The organism is Aureimonas sp. N4 (assembly GCF_001463925.1).
In the GTDB taxonomy this organism is placed as follows: Bacteria; Pseudomonadota; Alphaproteobacteria; order Rhizobiales; family Rhizobiaceae; genus Aureimonas; species Aureimonas ureilytica_A.
Genome location: NZ_BBWS01000022.1, coordinates 31292 through 46612, shown reverse-complemented (window position 1 = coordinate 46612; position 15321 = coordinate 31292). Strand labels below are relative to the sequence as shown.

Annotated in this window: 21 protein-coding genes; 8 read left to right on the top strand and 13 right to left on the bottom strand. The window is 61.7% G+C overall.

Features of this window, described 5'->3' with window-relative positions; translation table 11 throughout:
• Positions 1–5: 5 nt before the first annotated feature.
• The 6 genes from AUL28_RS22575 to AUL28_RS22565 all read right to left on the bottom strand — a co-directional run bounded on the left by AUL28_RS22575 (position 6) and on the right by AUL28_RS22565 (position 3710).
• A complete protein-coding gene (locus AUL28_RS22575) occupies positions 6–680 on the bottom strand; it encodes a uracil-DNA glycosylase (RefSeq protein ID WP_156419918.1) in 675 nt (224 codons plus the stop codon).
• On the bottom strand, positions 670–1272 hold the full coding sequence (locus AUL28_RS22570) for a hypothetical protein (protein ID WP_156419917.1): 603 nt from the start codon (positions 1270–1272) through the stop codon (positions 670–672). Before AUL28_RS22570 ends, AUL28_RS22575 begins: the two co-directional genes overlap by 11 nt.
• A gap of 410 nt (positions 1273–1682) precedes the next feature.
• Positions 1683–2516 (bottom strand): nucleoside triphosphate pyrophosphohydrolase family protein, encoded by an 834-nt coding sequence (locus tag AUL28_RS22030; RefSeq protein ID WP_082640313.1) that lies wholly within the window; start codon positions 2514–2516, stop codon positions 1683–1685.
• An 83-nt stretch (positions 2517–2599) separates the two neighbouring features.
• Complete coding sequence (locus AUL28_RS07145; protein WP_156419916.1) at positions 2600–2929, bottom strand: hypothetical protein; 330 nt, start codon at positions 2927–2929, stop codon at positions 2600–2602.
• 149 nt (positions 2930–3078) lie between these two features.
• Positions 3079–3399: a hypothetical protein gene (locus tag AUL28_RS07140; RefSeq protein WP_058636838.1), complete on the bottom strand. Its 321-nt coding sequence runs from the start codon at positions 3397–3399 to the stop codon at positions 3079–3081.
• Positions 3400–3572: 173 nt separating this feature from the next.
• On the bottom strand, positions 3573–3710 hold the full coding sequence (locus tag AUL28_RS22565) for a hypothetical protein (RefSeq protein ID WP_156419915.1): 138 nt from the start codon (positions 3708–3710) through the stop codon (positions 3573–3575).
• 566 nt (positions 3711–4276) lie between these two features.
• On the opposite strand from AUL28_RS22565, the gene AUL28_RS07135 reads away from it, so the two are divergent.
• The 4 genes from AUL28_RS07135 (at position 4277) to AUL28_RS07120 (ending at position 7046) form a co-directional block, all read left to right on the top strand.
• On the top strand, positions 4277–4906 hold the full coding sequence (locus AUL28_RS07135) for a hypothetical protein (protein ID WP_062231242.1): 630 nt from the start codon (positions 4277–4279) through the stop codon (positions 4904–4906).
• Between the two features lie 57 nt (positions 4907–4963).
• Positions 4964–5506, top strand: coding sequence for a sigma-70 family RNA polymerase sigma factor (locus AUL28_RS07130; RefSeq protein WP_062231240.1), 543 nt, complete (start codon positions 4964–4966; stop codon positions 5504–5506).
• A complete protein-coding gene (locus AUL28_RS07125) occupies positions 5496–6266 on the top strand; it encodes an anti-sigma factor family protein (RefSeq protein WP_062231238.1) in 771 nt (256 codons plus the stop codon). The genes AUL28_RS07130 and AUL28_RS07125 overlap by 11 nt, the downstream gene beginning before the upstream one ends.
• Before the next feature lie 63 nt (positions 6267–6329).
• Complete coding sequence (locus AUL28_RS07120) at positions 6330–7046, top strand: Bax inhibitor-1/YccA family protein (RefSeq protein WP_062231236.1); 717 nt, start codon at positions 6330–6332, stop codon at positions 7044–7046.
• A 63-nt stretch (positions 7047–7109) separates the two neighbouring features.
• Here the strand turns inward: AUL28_RS07120 and AUL28_RS07115 are convergent, their stop codons facing one another.
• The 6 genes from AUL28_RS07115 to AUL28_RS07090 form a co-directional block, all read right to left on the bottom strand.
• On the bottom strand, positions 7110–7766 hold the full coding sequence (locus AUL28_RS07115) for a methionine ABC transporter permease (RefSeq protein WP_062231234.1): 657 nt from the start codon (positions 7764–7766) through the stop codon (positions 7110–7112).
• Complete coding sequence (locus AUL28_RS07110; RefSeq protein WP_062231232.1) at positions 7747–8823, bottom strand: methionine ABC transporter ATP-binding protein; 1077 nt, start codon at positions 8821–8823, stop codon at positions 7747–7749. The genes AUL28_RS07115 and AUL28_RS07110 overlap by 20 nt, the downstream gene beginning before the upstream one ends.
• 108 nt (positions 8824–8931) lie before the next feature.
• Positions 8932–9774 carry a MetQ/NlpA family ABC transporter substrate-binding protein gene (locus tag AUL28_RS07105; RefSeq protein WP_062219370.1) on the bottom strand — a complete coding sequence of 281 codons (843 nt, stop codon included), beginning with the start codon at positions 9772–9774 and terminating at the stop codon, positions 8932–8934.
• 183 nt (positions 9775–9957) lie between these two features.
• Entirely contained in the window at positions 9958–10266 is a 309-nt protein-coding gene (locus AUL28_RS07100; RefSeq protein ID WP_062219268.1) for a hypothetical protein, read from the bottom strand.
• A gap of 76 nt (positions 10267–10342) precedes the next feature.
• A complete protein-coding gene (locus AUL28_RS07095) occupies positions 10343–10705 on the bottom strand; it encodes a hypothetical protein (protein ID WP_058602274.1) in 363 nt (120 codons plus the stop codon).
• A gap of 130 nt (positions 10706–10835) precedes the next feature.
• On the bottom strand, positions 10836–11195 hold the full coding sequence (locus AUL28_RS07090; RefSeq protein ID WP_062231230.1) for a hypothetical protein: 360 nt from the start codon (positions 11193–11195) through the stop codon (positions 10836–10838).
• Between the two features lie 511 nt (positions 11196–11706).
• Between AUL28_RS07090 and AUL28_RS07085 the strand changes: the two genes are divergently transcribed.
• Positions 11707–11922 (top strand): cold-shock protein, encoded by a 216-nt coding sequence (locus AUL28_RS07085; RefSeq protein WP_058602272.1) that lies wholly within the window; start codon positions 11707–11709, stop codon positions 11920–11922.
• Positions 11923–12303: 381 nt separating this feature from the next.
• Positions 12304–13161, top strand: coding sequence for a hypothetical protein (locus AUL28_RS07080; RefSeq protein WP_062231228.1), 858 nt, complete (start codon positions 12304–12306; stop codon positions 13159–13161).
• A 33-nt stretch (positions 13162–13194) separates the two neighbouring features.
• Here AUL28_RS07080 and AUL28_RS07075 read toward each other — a convergent pair whose 3' ends face one another.
• Entirely contained in the window at positions 13195–13836 is a 642-nt protein-coding gene (locus AUL28_RS07075) for an MBL fold metallo-hydrolase (RefSeq protein ID WP_062231227.1), read from the bottom strand.
• A 212-nt stretch (positions 13837–14048) separates the two neighbouring features.
• Between AUL28_RS07075 and AUL28_RS07070 the strand changes: the two genes are divergently transcribed.
• Positions 14049–14585 (top strand): MarR family winged helix-turn-helix transcriptional regulator, encoded by a 537-nt coding sequence (locus tag AUL28_RS07070; protein ID WP_062231226.1) that lies wholly within the window; start codon positions 14049–14051, stop codon positions 14583–14585.
• A 10-nt stretch (positions 14586–14595) separates the two neighbouring features.
• Positions 14596–15309 carry a response regulator gene (locus AUL28_RS07065; protein ID WP_082640311.1) on the top strand — a complete coding sequence of 238 codons (714 nt, stop codon included), beginning with the start codon at positions 14596–14598 and terminating at the stop codon, positions 15307–15309.
• The last annotated feature ends 12 nt before the right edge of the window (positions 15310–15321 follow it).

Below are 15321 nucleotides of genomic sequence, written 5' to 3'. Positions count from 1 at the left end.
ACTAATTAGTCCAAATGAAAAGATAATTGTTTTACAGGCTTGGCTGGAGCAGGATAGATATTTTTCATTTGCTCAAGAAAACTATTCTTCCCTCCAAAACTGGGATGCCGCACCGCTTTAATATCCTGGCCTATTGCTGCCATCGATCTCTTCGCGTCAGCTCCGATTGCCACCACATATCTTATACTTACAAGTCTAGTTAGGCGAAGGAGGAGTTCGCAGCCAATCTGCGCCTCCCGAAGAGTATGGGATCTATTAGAAAAAGGACAACCTGAATTATGAGGATGAAAAGGAAAAACATTCCAAGTTAATATTGGTACGCTACAATTTTCCATGGCCTGTGCAACGGATGTTGCCGTTTGTTCTTTTACCGGCTTGCCTGTTGTAGCGCGAGATAAAAGCCCGATCCCGAGCTTTGAAGCATAAGCGTCCATTTGAAGTTCATCGAGTAGAGCTATTCCAGTCCGACGCCCACCTTTATGCCCCAAATCTCTCCCAACCCAGAGATCAACAACTGGAGCTGAAGCACAACGCTCCAGGATCAACCTTAAATTTTCTTTTCGTACCTCAAACGCATTTGGGAGATCGTAAACCTTGCACCTGTCAGCATAAGGATTGAAGCAATTATCAAGCTTGACTACTTCTAGAGATTTCAAGAAACCATCTATTTCATTTGCCATGAAGCCACCCTCCTGGCACTGCTCTTAAGCCAGTAGGTAGATCATTTAACAACCAAGCCTCCAATTTCAGTTCAAGGCTTCTGTTTAAGGCTCTCCGGTGACCCCGGCCTTTCGGCACCACTTCCGAAAGGCCCGCAGGCACCTCGATAGCTGAATGACCATAGTATCCAAATAATTTAGCAGTTAAAACTTGGTCTGTACTACCAGTATCTCGTTTTAAATTTTTCTCATTAGTGCGACCATCCTCGTAACTATGAAAAGACGGCTCCTGCCGAACCACACCAGCGGCATCACGCCAATAAATATTATCACCATAAAACTTTATCAGACTGCCATTTACGACTGGCTTTTTAACTTGATAGGCAGGATCAGACCAGTATTTTTCAAATTTAAGCTTCCCATCAACACGCATCCAGTAAATCAGTTTTCCTTTTACGCCGGACTTCGCTGCGCCAAAGCCCATAACGAAATCACCTTCTTTAATACATCTACGTATTACGGGCTTACAATTAGCTAGCGTACATACGCCATAAAACGGATTAGGCGAAAATCCCATGTCATGGTCGATTACATATCGGTAAAAAGAAACCATCACCGCCCCCTTTAATTGCTACAATTATGTCTCTTCCTTTTTGACGAGGCAGCAGGCTTTCCCTCAGAATCCTGCTGTATTCCATCGTCCCCTTCTAGAGCGCCGAGCAAGTCCCCTGCTCCAAGAAGTAGTTTAGCCATACAGAACATCTCGGCCACCGCACTGATTTTCGACATCTTCTCCAAATATACGCATACGATTCTCAAATGTGCGTCCGCAGCGTTCAGGGCCCTTTCTTCTTCAAGTGGGCTGGAAGTTTCGCGAACGATTATCACCACTGCGCTAGCATCGTTCGGTAAAACTGCATCCGGATTGGGCCACGATCGAACGCTGCGATCGGGCAAATGGGCCTGAATCAAATCGATCTCCGATTGCTTGATTGTTTCATTTACAATATATACTGTCATTTTCTACCTATAACTGAGAGTTGAAGCACTAATATCTATCTCTATAATTCCTTGCTGATTTCTTGAGAGGAACTCGAATGCTTGAGAACCATCAGATATAGCATTACGCCACGCTGATGCGTTGCATGCTTTAACCTCGAAATTTGATGTCATTTCCTTCAGGAAGGAAACTAGTTTTAATGGCACAGCTTGGTGAGATCGGAAAAAACCGGTTTTTAAACCCTGAGTGAAAACCATCGCCGCGACAGCTTCTTCTACTGCGCAAGCGCGTGCTCCGTCTTCGTTCTCATCAATAGCTTTGTTTGATTTTCGCTTCCGCCTCAAAAGGCGACGAATATTTGGAGACCAATGTAAGTGAGCTAAAAATGCCAAGTGATAGGCGTCGTGAAACTTGTAATTATCCTCAATATGGGAGTTATCCGATAAAGAGTCGCCAAGCGGCGCTCCTTCATAAATCATCCCAACTCGACCATTATCGTCGATTTTGAATTCGACGACCATATGATCGGGGAACCGCTCATTCACGGGGTACTCTTCGTCAAACGAAGGAGCCTCGGACGCCCCGAAGAAATCTCTCGTTTTTTGGAGATTTTTTTGGGCAGCATCCTGCAGGTCGATTTGATTCAACGTTGCAAATGAAGACAAATACCAAAGTATATCACCTATCTCTTCTTCAATTTCACTCCTTATGATCTTCTCGTCAATTTTGTCGCGAAGTTTTTTCTTATATATAGAATGAAGACTTCCAACCTCTCCGATCAACCCAAAAAGGGTTACGATAGGTCTCTTCGTTGAGTCAGTCTCTGAGGCATTTTTTTGATATTCCCGAATCTGCATAGTGTATGCCTCGCCATTAACCGCGATTCGCAAACACTACACAACTTGCAGGAGCAGTCAAACAACCTCAATAGGCCGGTTGGTTACCACCCATCCCAGTACCGATCCCGATCCCGGCGGCGCTCTTGCCGCTCCCACCGCCGCCGATCCTCCCGCTCCCAGCGCCGCTCCGCCCGTTCGCGGCGCTCATAACGCGGCTGCGGAGCCTGATAGCGGTAGCCCTGCCGGCGCACCTCGTCGGAGCTTTGCAGGCCGCGCGCGCGGTTGAGCTGGATCTGCGCGTTCACCTGATCCTGCAAGCGCTGCTCCGTTGCGTTGCGCGGCGGGCCGGAGGGCAGCATCAGCTCTTGCGCCAGGGCCGGGGCGCTCGCGAACCCGAGCATGGCGAGGGACAGGAGAATGCTCTTCTTCATCGGACCCATTCCTGAACGTGGCTTCGGAGCGCGAAACGCCCCGGCTTGCGAAGGGTTGCGGCAGAGGCGGGATCGAAGGAAAGGCGGACTGCGCCGCCCTTCCCATCTCCCGCAGGCGTCACGCTCTCAACCGGGCGTGAGCGGCCGGCTTAGCGGTAATAGCCGTCGCGATTGGCGCGGCGGATCGCGTGGTTGGCGCGGTCCTGCATCCGCTTGATCTTGTGCGCCGAGCGCGGGTCGATCCGTCCATTGTTGTAATAGCGGGCGCGGCGCTCGACGCGCTCGATGCGGCGCTGCTGGCGCTCCAGGCGCGCGGCCTCGCGCGGGCTGATGCGGCCGTGGCGATAGCCGCGCTCGATGCGCTCCTGCTGGCGATACTGGCGGGCGTCGGAATGATAGCTCTGCGCGCTGGCGGGCACGGCGGTCGCGACGAGCAATCCGGCGATCGCGACGATGAGGGACTTCTTCATAGGTACGTTCCTCCAACTGAACTGACCCGATGAAAGCCCCTCCCGCCTGAATGGTTCCTGAACCGGATATTCAGCCGGGATGATGGTTAAGCTGAGCCCACCCGAACGGGCGGTCGGCTGGCCCCGCCGGATGCGGGCGGGGCCGAGGGCGACGTCAGCCCGAAAGGGGCCGCTCAGCGCGGCGGGGCGTTCAGGTCGCTCGTGGCCTTTTCGCGCCAGCTGTCGCCGGGGGTGATCGGCTTGTTGATTTCCGCGCAGCCGGCGAGAAGCACGAGGCCGAGAACGGCGCAGAGGGGTTTGATGAGGGACAAATCGGAACTCCGTGAGAGGAACGCTCCCGCGAATGCAGGGCTCTTGCGGCGGGGGCAAGGCGAATCAATCCCCCATCTCTCCCCGTCCCCGGAAAGCGCGGCACTCTGGCCCTCACCTGCGGCTCGCGAAGGAGCGCGAATGATCACCGGGATCGTTCGGGGGCTGTGGGGCGGTGTCCGCGGTGCGTTGCCTTCCGGAGGCGGCGCGGCTCGGACGGTTCTGGCATGCCGGGCGGCCTCTCACAACGAAGGGGTTCGCAATCAGCGGCGCCCTGTTCCGGCGACAGCCCTCCCTCGGGATGACCGAGGCGCGGGCCGAGGAGCAGCGCAAGCGCGGCCCGGAAAGCGGACGGGGCGTTGGCAGCGCCTCGTGGGCCGGACAACACCGCGCGGGACGCCGGAAGCGGACCATATAAATACTACAAAGGAGGTTCGCCTCCGGCGTCCCGCCCGCCCTTCACCATGAAGGGCCTTTTGCTCTCCCCCGGCCGTCACAGGCGCGGGCCGTTTCCGCGCGCGCCCTATATGAAGGCTGACACGACCAGTCAGCCAAAGAGGGGTTCGGCATGAGCGACGAGACGGCACTCAAGGACATCGCGGAGCGCAACGGCTTTTCGGAAGGCGCGGCGCGCGCCATGGCGGACGCCATACGCTCCGGCGGCGGCACGATGGCGCAGTTTTCCCATCCCGAGCTCGGCGGCATGGGCCAGTGGTCGCGCGGCGGCATGTTGATGATCTCGGCCATGAACGACCACGATCTGAAGGCCCGCGTCGGCCGTCTCGCCGAAGAGATTGCGGCGGGTGGCTCCTCGGCCGGCGGCGGCGGTGGCAAGCCGGAAGGCGCGGCAAATTTCACCAGCCCCTGGGCGCAGGCGGACAGTCTCAACGACAACCGCGCGCCGGGCGATGCCACGGAGAGCGCGCCGCGTCGGGCCTCCAACGGCAATGCGGGCCAGTGGTGGCCGGGCGATCTCGGCTCCCCCTCCTCCTCCGGCGCGCAGAACGGCGTGCGCTACGCCGCCTTCCCCGCTTCGCGCCGCCTCGCCATCGAGGAAGGCGGCAAGGTCTCGCTCTACGACACGGGCGATCACCAGATTTCGGGCGTCTCGCAGAGTCAGAGCGGCGGCGGAGCGGGCAGCCTGCGCTTCACCAGCCAGAAGGGCGATGTGGACCTTCAAAGCCTCACGCGTGTGTGATCGAAAAAAGCGCGGGGGTGCGGGATGGATTTCCGCGCCCCTCCGTATACCCGGGTGATGACGACGAAATCTTCGCCCCCGGATGTCCTTGGCCAGCTCGGCGCCCTACGCCGCTACGCGCTGACGCTCACGCGCAATCGTGACGACGCCGAGGATCTGGTTCACGACACGCTGGTGCGGGCCATCGAGCGCCAGCACCAGTTCCGCCCCGGCCTCGCGCTGCGGCCCTGGCTTCTCACGATCCTGCACAACGGGTTCGTGGACCGCCTGCGCGCCCGCCGCGCCGAGTCCCGCCGCGACGCCGAGATCTCCTATGCAGGCTCGGCCGAGCTCGGCCCGTCGCAGGATCACGCACTGCGCCTCTCCGAAGTGCGCCGCGCCTTCCTGACCCTGCCCGAGGAACAGCGCGCCGCGCTCCATCTCGTCTCGATCGAGGGCCTCTCTTACGAGGACGCGAGCGCCTCGCTCGGTATCCCCGTCGGCACGCTGGTCTCGCGCGTCTCCCGCGCCCGTGCCCGTCTGCGCGAGATGGAGAACGGCGTACCGGCCGAGAGCAACGTCGTTCCTTTCAAGTCCGCGGGAGGTTCCGATGGCCGTTGATCCCATCCTCGAGGCCGATCTCGTCGCCTATGTGGACGACCGCCTGCCCCCGCTGCGCCGCATCGAGGTCGAGGCCTGGCTCGCGACCCGCCCCGACGACGCGGCCCGCATCATGGCGGACCTACGCCTGCGCGACGAGTTGCGCCTTGCCGTCATCGCGCCGGATGCGCCGGGCAGCCGCGAGCTGGCCGACCTTGCCCGCCGGCTCCAGGGCGGCCTCGGCCGTCGGCGCAAGCTGGACGTCTTGCGCCGCGTCGCCGCCATCGGCGTCTTCGTGGCGCTCGGCTGGCTGGCGCATGAGGGCACCGGGCCGCTCGCCGTGCGCCAGAGCGTTGCCTCCTCCGCGCCGCCGAGCTTCGTGAATGAGGCGCTGGCCGCCCATCGCACCAGCGTCCTGCGCTCGGACATGGCCTCGCAGGTCGAGACGCCGCGCTACGACCCGGCCGAAATCAGCGCCGCGACCGCTATCACCATGCCGGACGCGCCGCGCGGCTGGACGGTGCGCGACGTGCAGGTCTTCCCCTCGCCCACCGGGCCCAGCGTCGAAATCGCGCTGGCCGATCGCTCGGGCGAGGCGCTGTCGCTCTACGGCATCCGCCCCGGCACGTTCGAGGTGACGAAGCCGCAGACCGCCGTATCCGGCCCCCTCGCTGCCGCCTTCTGGCAGCAGGGGCCTGTCGCCTACGCGCTGGTCGGCCCTGCCGGCGAGCGTGACGAGTTGAGCGATGCCGCCGAGCGGCTCGCTCGCAGCCTCTACTGAGCCCGACGCCCCTCCCGGCGAAACGGCTCAGACCTCTCACTCGCGTTTCATGGAGTTACACCGATGAACACACCGCATTATGGCTGGGGCACGCAGGCCGCGCCTGCCTCCGGCGCCTTGTTCGACGAGGGTCTGCGCCAGCATATGCTGCGCGTCTTCAACTATATGGGCCTCGGCCTCGTGGTCACGGGCCTTGTCGCCTTCGTCGTCGGCAACACGCCGGCCCTCTACGTGCCGATCTTCAACTCGCCCCTGAAATGGGTGGTGATGCTGGCCCCGCTGGGCTTCGTTCTGTTCTTCTCGTTCCGCATTCATGCCATGTCGGCGGGCGCCGCACAGATGACCTTCTGGGCCTTCTGCGCCGTGATGGGCCTGTCGCTGTCCTCCGTGTTCCTCGTGTTCACGGGCGCCAGCATCGCCAACACCTTCTTCATCTCGGCCGCCATGTTCGGCGCGACGAGCCTCTACGGCTACACGACGAAGCGTGACCTGACCAAGATGGGCTCGCTCCTGATGATGGGCCTGATCGGCGTCATCATCGCTTCGATCGCCAACTACTTCATCGGCTCCTCGGCGCTTCAGTTCGCCGTGTCGGTGATCGGCATCATCGTCTTCGTCGGCCTGACCGCCTGGGACACGCAGACGATCAAGGAGCAGTATGCCGAGAACTTCTCGGCGGAGTCGCAGCAGAAGATGGCTGTGTTCGGAGCGCTGTCGCTCTACCTGAACTTCGTCAACATCTTCCAGCTTCTCCTGAACTTCACCGGCGAGCGCGAGTAATCACCGCTCACCCCACTAGAAAAGAGGCCGCCGCGATCCCCTTCGCGGCGGCCTTTCTCGTTGTCACTTGCGATGGTCGAGCCGAGCCACCAGCCTGTCGCCGCCCCATTGCAGCAGGCAGACCAGGACGATCAGGATCGCGACGACCGCGACCATGACGCTCGTTTCGAAGCGCTGGTAGCCGTAGCGGATCGCGAGATCGCCCAAGCCGCCCGCGCCGATGGCGCCCGCCACGGCCGTCGCGCCGATCAGCGTCACCAGCGTCACGACAAAGCCCGACACCAACCCCGGCAGGGCCTCGGGGATCAACACCTCGCGCACGATCGTCCAGCGCCCCGCCCCCATGGCGCGCGCCGCTTCCACCAAGTTCGGATCGACCTCGCGCAAGGAGACCTCCGCGATCCGCGCGTAATAGGGAATGGCAGCGACGGAGAGCGGCACGATGGCCGCCCATGTGCCGATCGAGGTGCCGACGACGAGGCGCGTGAAGGGGATCAGCGCCACCAGAAGGATGATGAAGGGCACGGAGCGGAAGGCGTTCACGACGCCGCCCAGAATGCGATTCAGCCAGAGGTTCTGCAGGATCGCGCCCCGATCGGTCAGAACGAGAAGCAGACCGATCGGGAGACCGAAAACCAGCGAGGCGAGGCCCGAGGCTCCGGTCATCAGCAAGGTCTCCCATGTGGAGCGCCAGAGAAGATCATACAGCGCGGCGGACATAGCCGAGGCACTCCGTCTTGAGGGTTCGGGCGGCGAGGAAATCCATGACGGCCTTCAGGTCGTCAGGTCCGCTTTGCTCGACGCCGATGAAGAGACGACCGACCGGACGGCCCTGGATTTCGTCCACATGACCACCGACGATGCGGGCAGGCCTGCCAAAGGCACGCGTGAAATCCGAGATCACCGGATCGTCTGCACGCTCCCCACCGAAGTCGAGGCGCAGAACGGCCTCGCCGGGCGGCTCAGATGAGAGGGTGGAGAGGATGCGCTGTGGCAGTTCGGGCGTGATGGATTGGAGAAGGCCGCGCGTCACCGGCGAAGCCGGCTCAGCGAAAACCTGCCAGACAGGCCCCTCTTCCGCGACGGCGCCGCCTTCCAGAACCACGACACGGTTCGCGATGCGGCGCACGACTTCCATCTCATGCGTGATCAGAACGATGGTGAGGCCGAGCCGCTGGTTGATGTCGCCAAGAAGCGCCAGGATCTGCTCGGTCGTTTCCGGATCGAGCGCCGAGGTCGCCTCGTCGGACAGAAGCAGAGCCGGGTCGGCTGCGAGGGCGCGCGCGATGCCGACCCGCTGCTTCTGCCCGCCCGACATGTGCGCCGGGAAGCGATCGCCGCGACCGCCGAGCCCTACGAGATCGAGCAGCTCGGCAACGCGCCGCGTGCGCTCGGCCCGCCCTACACCGGCGATTTTGAGCGGCAGGGCGATATTCTCGGCGGCCGTGCGATTGGCCAGAAGGTTGAAGTGCTGGAAGACCATGCCGACGCGGCGGCGCAGCGGCTGAAGCTCACGCTCGCTGAGGCGCTCGATCGAACGCCCCTCGACCTCCACTCGGCCTTCATCCGGCTGTTCCAGCCCGTTGATGCAACGGATCAACGTCGATTTGCCGGCGCCCGAGCGGCCGATAATGCCGAGGATTTCGCCCTTTTGAACGGACAGGTCGATCCCTCGCAGAGCTTGATGGGAACCGAAACGTTTGGAAACACCCGCCAACCGAAGGATGGGGGTCGTCCTATCCGGGCTGGGCGAGGAGCCAAGAGGTGAGATTGTCATGGCGATGCGATCACAGGCCTTTTCGAAACGAGAAGCGGGCGGCGGTTGCCCGGCAGGGCAGCCACCGCCCGTTCAAAACGGGTGGATTCGTTCAGGACGGGCTTGAGATCACCAAGCCGGCAGGGTCGTTCCCTTGTACCATGTGGCCAGAGCCTGCTTCACCGCGTCGGTCTGATAGGCGCTGACGAGCGTCTTGACCCAAGGCGCGTCCTTGTCCTGCTCGCGGACGGCGATGAAGTTGCGGTAGGGATTGTTTTCCAGAGGCTCCTGCGCAATGCGCTCCTTCTGGGGATCGATACCGCTCTTCAGTGCCCAATCCGTGTTGACGACGCCAGCGTCGAGATCGTCGATCGAGCGCCCCACGATCCCGGCATCCAGCTCGCGAATCTGGATGGTCTTCGGGTTGCTTTCGACATCGATCGCGGTTGCAAGAATGCCCGCGCCATCGCGCAGCTTGATCAACCCCTGAGCTTGGAGAAGGTTCAGCGCGCGGCCGGCGTTCGACGGGTCGTTGGGAATGCCGATCGAAGCCCCTTCGGGCAGGTCGGCAACACTCTTGTGCTTGCGGGAGTAGAGGCCGATCGGCTGGATCAGCGTGTAGCCGACCGGCACGATCTTGTAGCCGTGCTGCTGCACCTGCGCGTTGAGATAGGGCTGATGCTGGAAGGCGTTGGCCTGGATCTCACCATTCGCCAGTGCCTCATTCGGCTGCACGTAATCCGAGAACACCACGCGTTCGACGTCGAGGTCGTTCTTTGCCGCTTCCGCAGCTACGACCTTCCAGACCTCTTCATCCTCGCCCGCCATGATGCCGACCTTCACGGTTTCCGCGGCCTTGGCCTCGGAGCCCAACATGGCGCCGCCACCGATCATGACGGCAGACAAGGTCAAGAGGCTCAGGACGGAGCGACGAGTCGCGGCAAGGGGCGAAAAGGCGACAGGAAAACGCATCGGAACTTTCTTCATCGGCTTTGGAACACGATCTCCAGCGGGTTTGACACTGGACGTCGGACAATTGAAAGGATGCCCTGCGATCTTTCCAACAACCATCGCCTATTTTCTGTGCCCTTTGCGCAAAAAAAGACCTGCCGCTCTCCGAGCAGCTTCGCGGATCGGGACGAGTGCAGGCGACCGTTACTCGGGGTCTTGGCCCGGAACGATCCCTCCCGATGCCGTTGAAGCTTCGACCGTCGCGGTTCGGCCATTCACGAGCGGAACGCTCGACGGCTTTCCCCGCGCATCGCCGAGCCCGAACAGGAACGGAATGCCATTGTTCTCCACAAGCGGCACGACGCGACCATCGGGCCTCACATAATGGCCGACCACCTGTTCGCGCTCGCGCGGCGAAAGCTGGAGCGTTTCTTCCGATGCGGCCGCGCTATCCACCACTGCCACAACGCTGAGGATCGCCAGTCCGGCGAACCAGAACCGAGAATGTTTCATGATATATGCCTTTCCTGGGCTGGGGTCCGACGCCGCGCACGCTGGCGCGCGGCTGTAAGGCGTCAGCTTCGAGACATCAGCGCACCGGTGCGCCGGGTGACGCGAGCGGAATGCCCGAACTGTCGTTCGTATCCGGGATGGCTCCGGGGATGCGGGTCAGCGTATTGCCAGCGGTTCCCGATGCGTCCGGGGCCATGACGCCATAGGCGCCGACACCATTGGCAAGGCCGCCCGGTCCACGCGGCAAATCCCGCTCCGCGCTGCCGCCATCGAGGCCGACACCCGGTAGTCCGGGCGCTTCCCGCGCGACGCTGCGGCCGGCTTCGACCTGCACCACGCCTCCATTGCGGGGAATGGGCGCGGAATCCTGTGCAGCCGCAGGCAAGGCCATGGCAACGGTCCATAGACCCAGAGCTACGATCCCGATGGGACGATTCATGATCTGATCCTTCGAAAAACATATGCGAGGAAACGGTCGCCGTCGGCCTGCCGTTCCTGCGAGAGAGACGAAAGCCAAAAGAAAAGGCCGTCCCGAAAGACGGCCTCCCCATCCGCGAATTGACGTGAGATCAGTTCGGGCTCTGACCCGGAACGAGGCCGTTCGATGGGGTGCTTTCCTGAGCCGCTGCGGCCGCATTCGGGTCCATGCCTTGGGTCTGGATTTCGCTCGGGTCACGATCGACCGAGCCGGTGGACATCGTGTCCGAGCCCTGCGGCGCCATAGCTCCATCCGACATGGTGCCGGTGGACGGGGCAGCCGATGTGTTACCCGTCGTGGCGGCGCGGCCCATCTGATCCGGCGTTGTCTGCGAGGCCTGCGGCATCACCGGCGCTGCGGAGGTGGACGCGCCATCGGTGGACGACTGTGCAAGAACGGGGAAGGCCGCGATCGCGGCAAACCCGGTGGCGATGAGAATGGTCTTCATCATGGGAAACTTCCTTCTGATCTCTGTTCGGCTTGCGAACGTTCGAGAGAGGAAGGCCTCCCGCATCGATAAGTTCCCCATATCAAGAAGGGCGACTTCACGCTTCCCGGAAAGCAACGTGAACGCTCTTTCGAGAAACGATTCATGCAAGCTTCGCGCGTCTATTCCCCAAACCGCTTCTTCGGCCTCTTATCTGTCTGGAGTAAAACTCGATGACAAATCAGAAGTTTGCGCGGATTTTTTACCGAGCGGTTCAAATCTCCATTTGTCAGATGACGTACAGGACAAGAGGCGTCGAAAAACTTTTGCTTGCAAAGTCTAGAAACTCGTTTCACAAAGTTCGTGTTCGGGCAAATTCGCGAACTCGGGTAATGGACGAATTGCGTATCGGAGGCGCATCCTCCGGGTGGTCCGCGAAAGCGGGTCGCGATGTATCGGTTCCTTTTCCTCGCATCAAGACTTGCCTGCAATACAGATCAGGGAAACCTGAAAAGCATAAGGAAAAAGGTTCCACATGTCACAGACCGGTACAGTCAAGTTCTTCAATACCGAAAAGGGTTTCGGTTTCATCAAGCCTGACAATGGCGGCGCCGATATCTTCGTCCATATCTCGGCTGTTCAGGCCTCCGGCCTTCCCGGCCTCGTGGAAAACCAGAAAGTGTCTTACGACACCGAGCCGGACAAGCGCGGCAAGGGCCCGAAGGCTGTGAACCTCGAGATGGCGGGCTGACACCCGAACAAGACGCCGCCTCGGCGAGCGTTCCACAGTTTCAGCGGCTCGTTTGACCTCGTCAAACGGGCCGCCTTTCGTTTGACGCCGAACCATTTTCCGCCCCGTGAACTCGAGATCGCTCTGCGGCTCCGGCGCGAAGGACGGTTCACCGTGGACGTCGATCGTGACAAGGATCACATCGCCGTCGCTCAACGGTTCACGGCGGCAGCGTCCAACACCATGCGGTGCCCCTGCCCGATCTGCGCCACCGGTCGACAGGCCGGCTCTTCCACCCCATACCGGCCATAGACGCCACCGCCCCGTTCCAGATCGGAACGGCTTTCCTGGCACGCGCCTTGCTGTATCCTTGTTAACGAATCGTTAACACGAGATCAGCACATGCGGCTCCAGCACCTCCTGTTTTCCATGGCCATGGCCGTGTCGGCAGCGCCCTCGGCGATGGCGGGCCAAGCCGTGGGTTCGGTCGGCTCCATTTCGGACGGCGTTGAACTGGCGCGCTATCCCGGACTTCACGATCCCCATGGCGGCTACGGCTCGTATAGCGGCCGCCGTCACCATGGCTCGGTGTCGCGTCTGGAGGATGGTGGCTGGCCGGGATCGGAGGGCGCGCCGTATGGAACCTCCGGAACCGGGGGCGGCAGCATTTCGGTGATCCAGATCAATCGCGCCTTGGACGAGAAGCAGATCGCGCCGAGCTTCCATACCCTGCCCGGCGCACATGCGCCGAAGATCATCGATGTGGAAACGGCTCGCCTCGACCGGCGACCCTACGGCCCGGACGGGCTGGACATCGTGTATTCCGGCACCACGAAGATCATTCGCATCAGCCCGGATTTTCGCCGCGCGTCACCTGAAAAGGACGATGTGCAACTCGGCCGCGCGCCGGGTTCGGTGGAGTTCGCCAAGCTCAGCCCGGCCGAACAGGCCGTCACCGTCTACCCGGACCCGGACGTGCCGGTGGACAAGCCCGAGCCCGCTCGTCCGCAGGCCCAGATGCCGGACGCCATGCGCGTTCCCGTGCCCACGCCCGCTCCGGAGGGTGGACGGGTAGCGCAACGTGCCGCGCCCACCGCCACGCCTGCTACGCCCGCCAAAGCCTCGTCCGGCTTCGAGCCCTGGACGGAGGACTGGCTGCGCGACTGCGTGTCTCGCTATCCGAACTTCGATGCTTCGCTCGGCACCTATACGGACGAAACCGGTCGCCGACGCTTCTGCACGGGCGACGCCGCAAACTGACGAGGCTCCGTTTCAAAACGGAACAACGCGGTCTCAGACCAGGAACGGATTGCTTCGGCGCTCGGTGCCGAGGCGGCTTCCCGGACCGTGTCCGCAGATGAAGCCGACATCATCTCCGAGCGGCAGAACCTTTTCGCGGATCGAGCGCAGAAGCGTGGCGTGATCACCGCCCGGAAGATCGGTCCGCCCGATCGAGCCCGCGAACAGAACGTCGCCCGCATGAAGAAAGCGGGCGGCGCGGTTGAAGAAGACGACATGGCCCGGCGAATGGCCTGGCGTATGCAGGACTTCGAAGAGGTGCGAGCCGATGGCCAGCGTTTCGCCCTCGCTGAGCCAGCGGTCGGGCACGGCGTTGCGCACGCCCCCCGAAAGCCCGAACATGCGCGCCTGATCCTCGAGCCGGAAGAGAAGCGGCTGGTCGTCACGATGCGGGCCGATGATGTCGACGCCGGTTGCATCCTTTAGGTCCATCGCGCCGCCGGCATGGTCGATATGACCGTGAGTGATCCAAATCGCCTCCAGCGAGACCCCCAGACGATCCAGCGCCGCGAGAATATCGGGCACGTCGCCGCCGGGATCGACCACCACGCCGCGCTTCTCACTCTCATCGAAGAGGATGCAGCAATTCTGCTGGAAGGGCGTGACAGGAACGATCTCGATCGACAGGCGGCTCATGGCAATCCTCCGGCATTCGCGGCTTCTTGGGCCTAACATGGAGCGGCGGGCGGGGACAAACGAGCGGCGGCCATATCGGTGGCATGTTTCAAAACGGTACACCTCCCCCGTTCCTTTGGCCTGCCATGCGAGCTCTCGGCGACAGGCTGTTCCAAGGGAATGGCAGGGTGTAACAATGGACCAACACGACGTCATGGTTGCTGACTGAATCGATGGATGCCGCATTGCCCGAAACTCTCCGGCCAGAGAGCCCTCGCATCGTGGAAGAGCCCTTGCCGACGCGCGGCGAGCTGGACTTTCGCCTGATCGAGTTGTTCTTCTTCGCCTATCGCGAATTCACGGCCGATGCGGATTCCATTCTGGAGCGCTACGGATTCGGACGGGCGCATCACCGCATCCTGCATTTCGTCAATCGCGCGCCTGGCATGACGGTGGCCGATCTTCTGGACCTTCTGCAGATCACCAAGCAGTCGCTGTCGCGCGTGTTGCGCCAGTTGATCGACGAGGAATTCGTCGTCCAGGTGCAGGGAAGCGACGATCGAAGGCAGCGGCGGCTCTATCCGACGGAAAAAGGCCGCACTCTGACGCTGGAACTGTCGCGCGCGCAGGTTCGCCGGATCGACGCGGCGTTTCGCGAGGCGGCGGTGGACGATCCGGGCCGAGTGAATGATTTCCTTCTGGAAATGAGCAACGACCGGAAGGCGACGCGCGACTGGTTTACGCGACAGGGCATCGGAAAGGAGACATGAGGCCGTGACATTGTCCGAAAGCGTGGCGCGCCACGCGGCTCTCGATGACGACGCGCCGCATCTTCTCGTGGTGGATGACGACCGGCGCATCCGCAGTCTCCTGTCGCGGTTCCTCAGCGAGCGCGGTTTTCGCGTGTCGGTCGCAGCCGACGCCGCCGAGGCGCGGCGCATCCTGACCGGGCTCGACTTCGACCTGATGATCGTGGACGTGATGATGCCCGGCGAAAGTGGGCTGGACCTCACGCGTTCGCTCTCGGCTATCAGAGACATTCCGATCCTGATGCTGACGGCGCGCTCGGAAACGGACGACCGCATTCTGGGGCTGGAAGCGGGCGCGGAGGATTATCTGTCCAAGCCCTTCGACCCGCGCGAACTGCTGCTGCGCGTCAACAACATCCTCAAGCGCGGCAACACGCAGCCGATCCAGAAGGTGGAGCATGTGCGCTTCGGACCCTTCAGCTTCTCCCTGTCGCGCCGCGAGCTGAAGCGCGGCGCCGAGATCATCCGCCTGACGGAGCGTGAACAGGACATCATGGTTCAGTTCGCCCAGAAAGCCGGCGACACGATCCACCGTCAGGACCTGCTCGGCGGTGAGGCCGATGTCGGGGAGCGGACGGTGGACGTGCAGATCAACCGGCTGCGCCGCAAGATCGAGAGCGATCCCGCCAATCCGCTCTGGCTCCAAACCGTGCGCGGCATCGGATACCGGCTGAACGTCGATTGACCCAGGCAACAG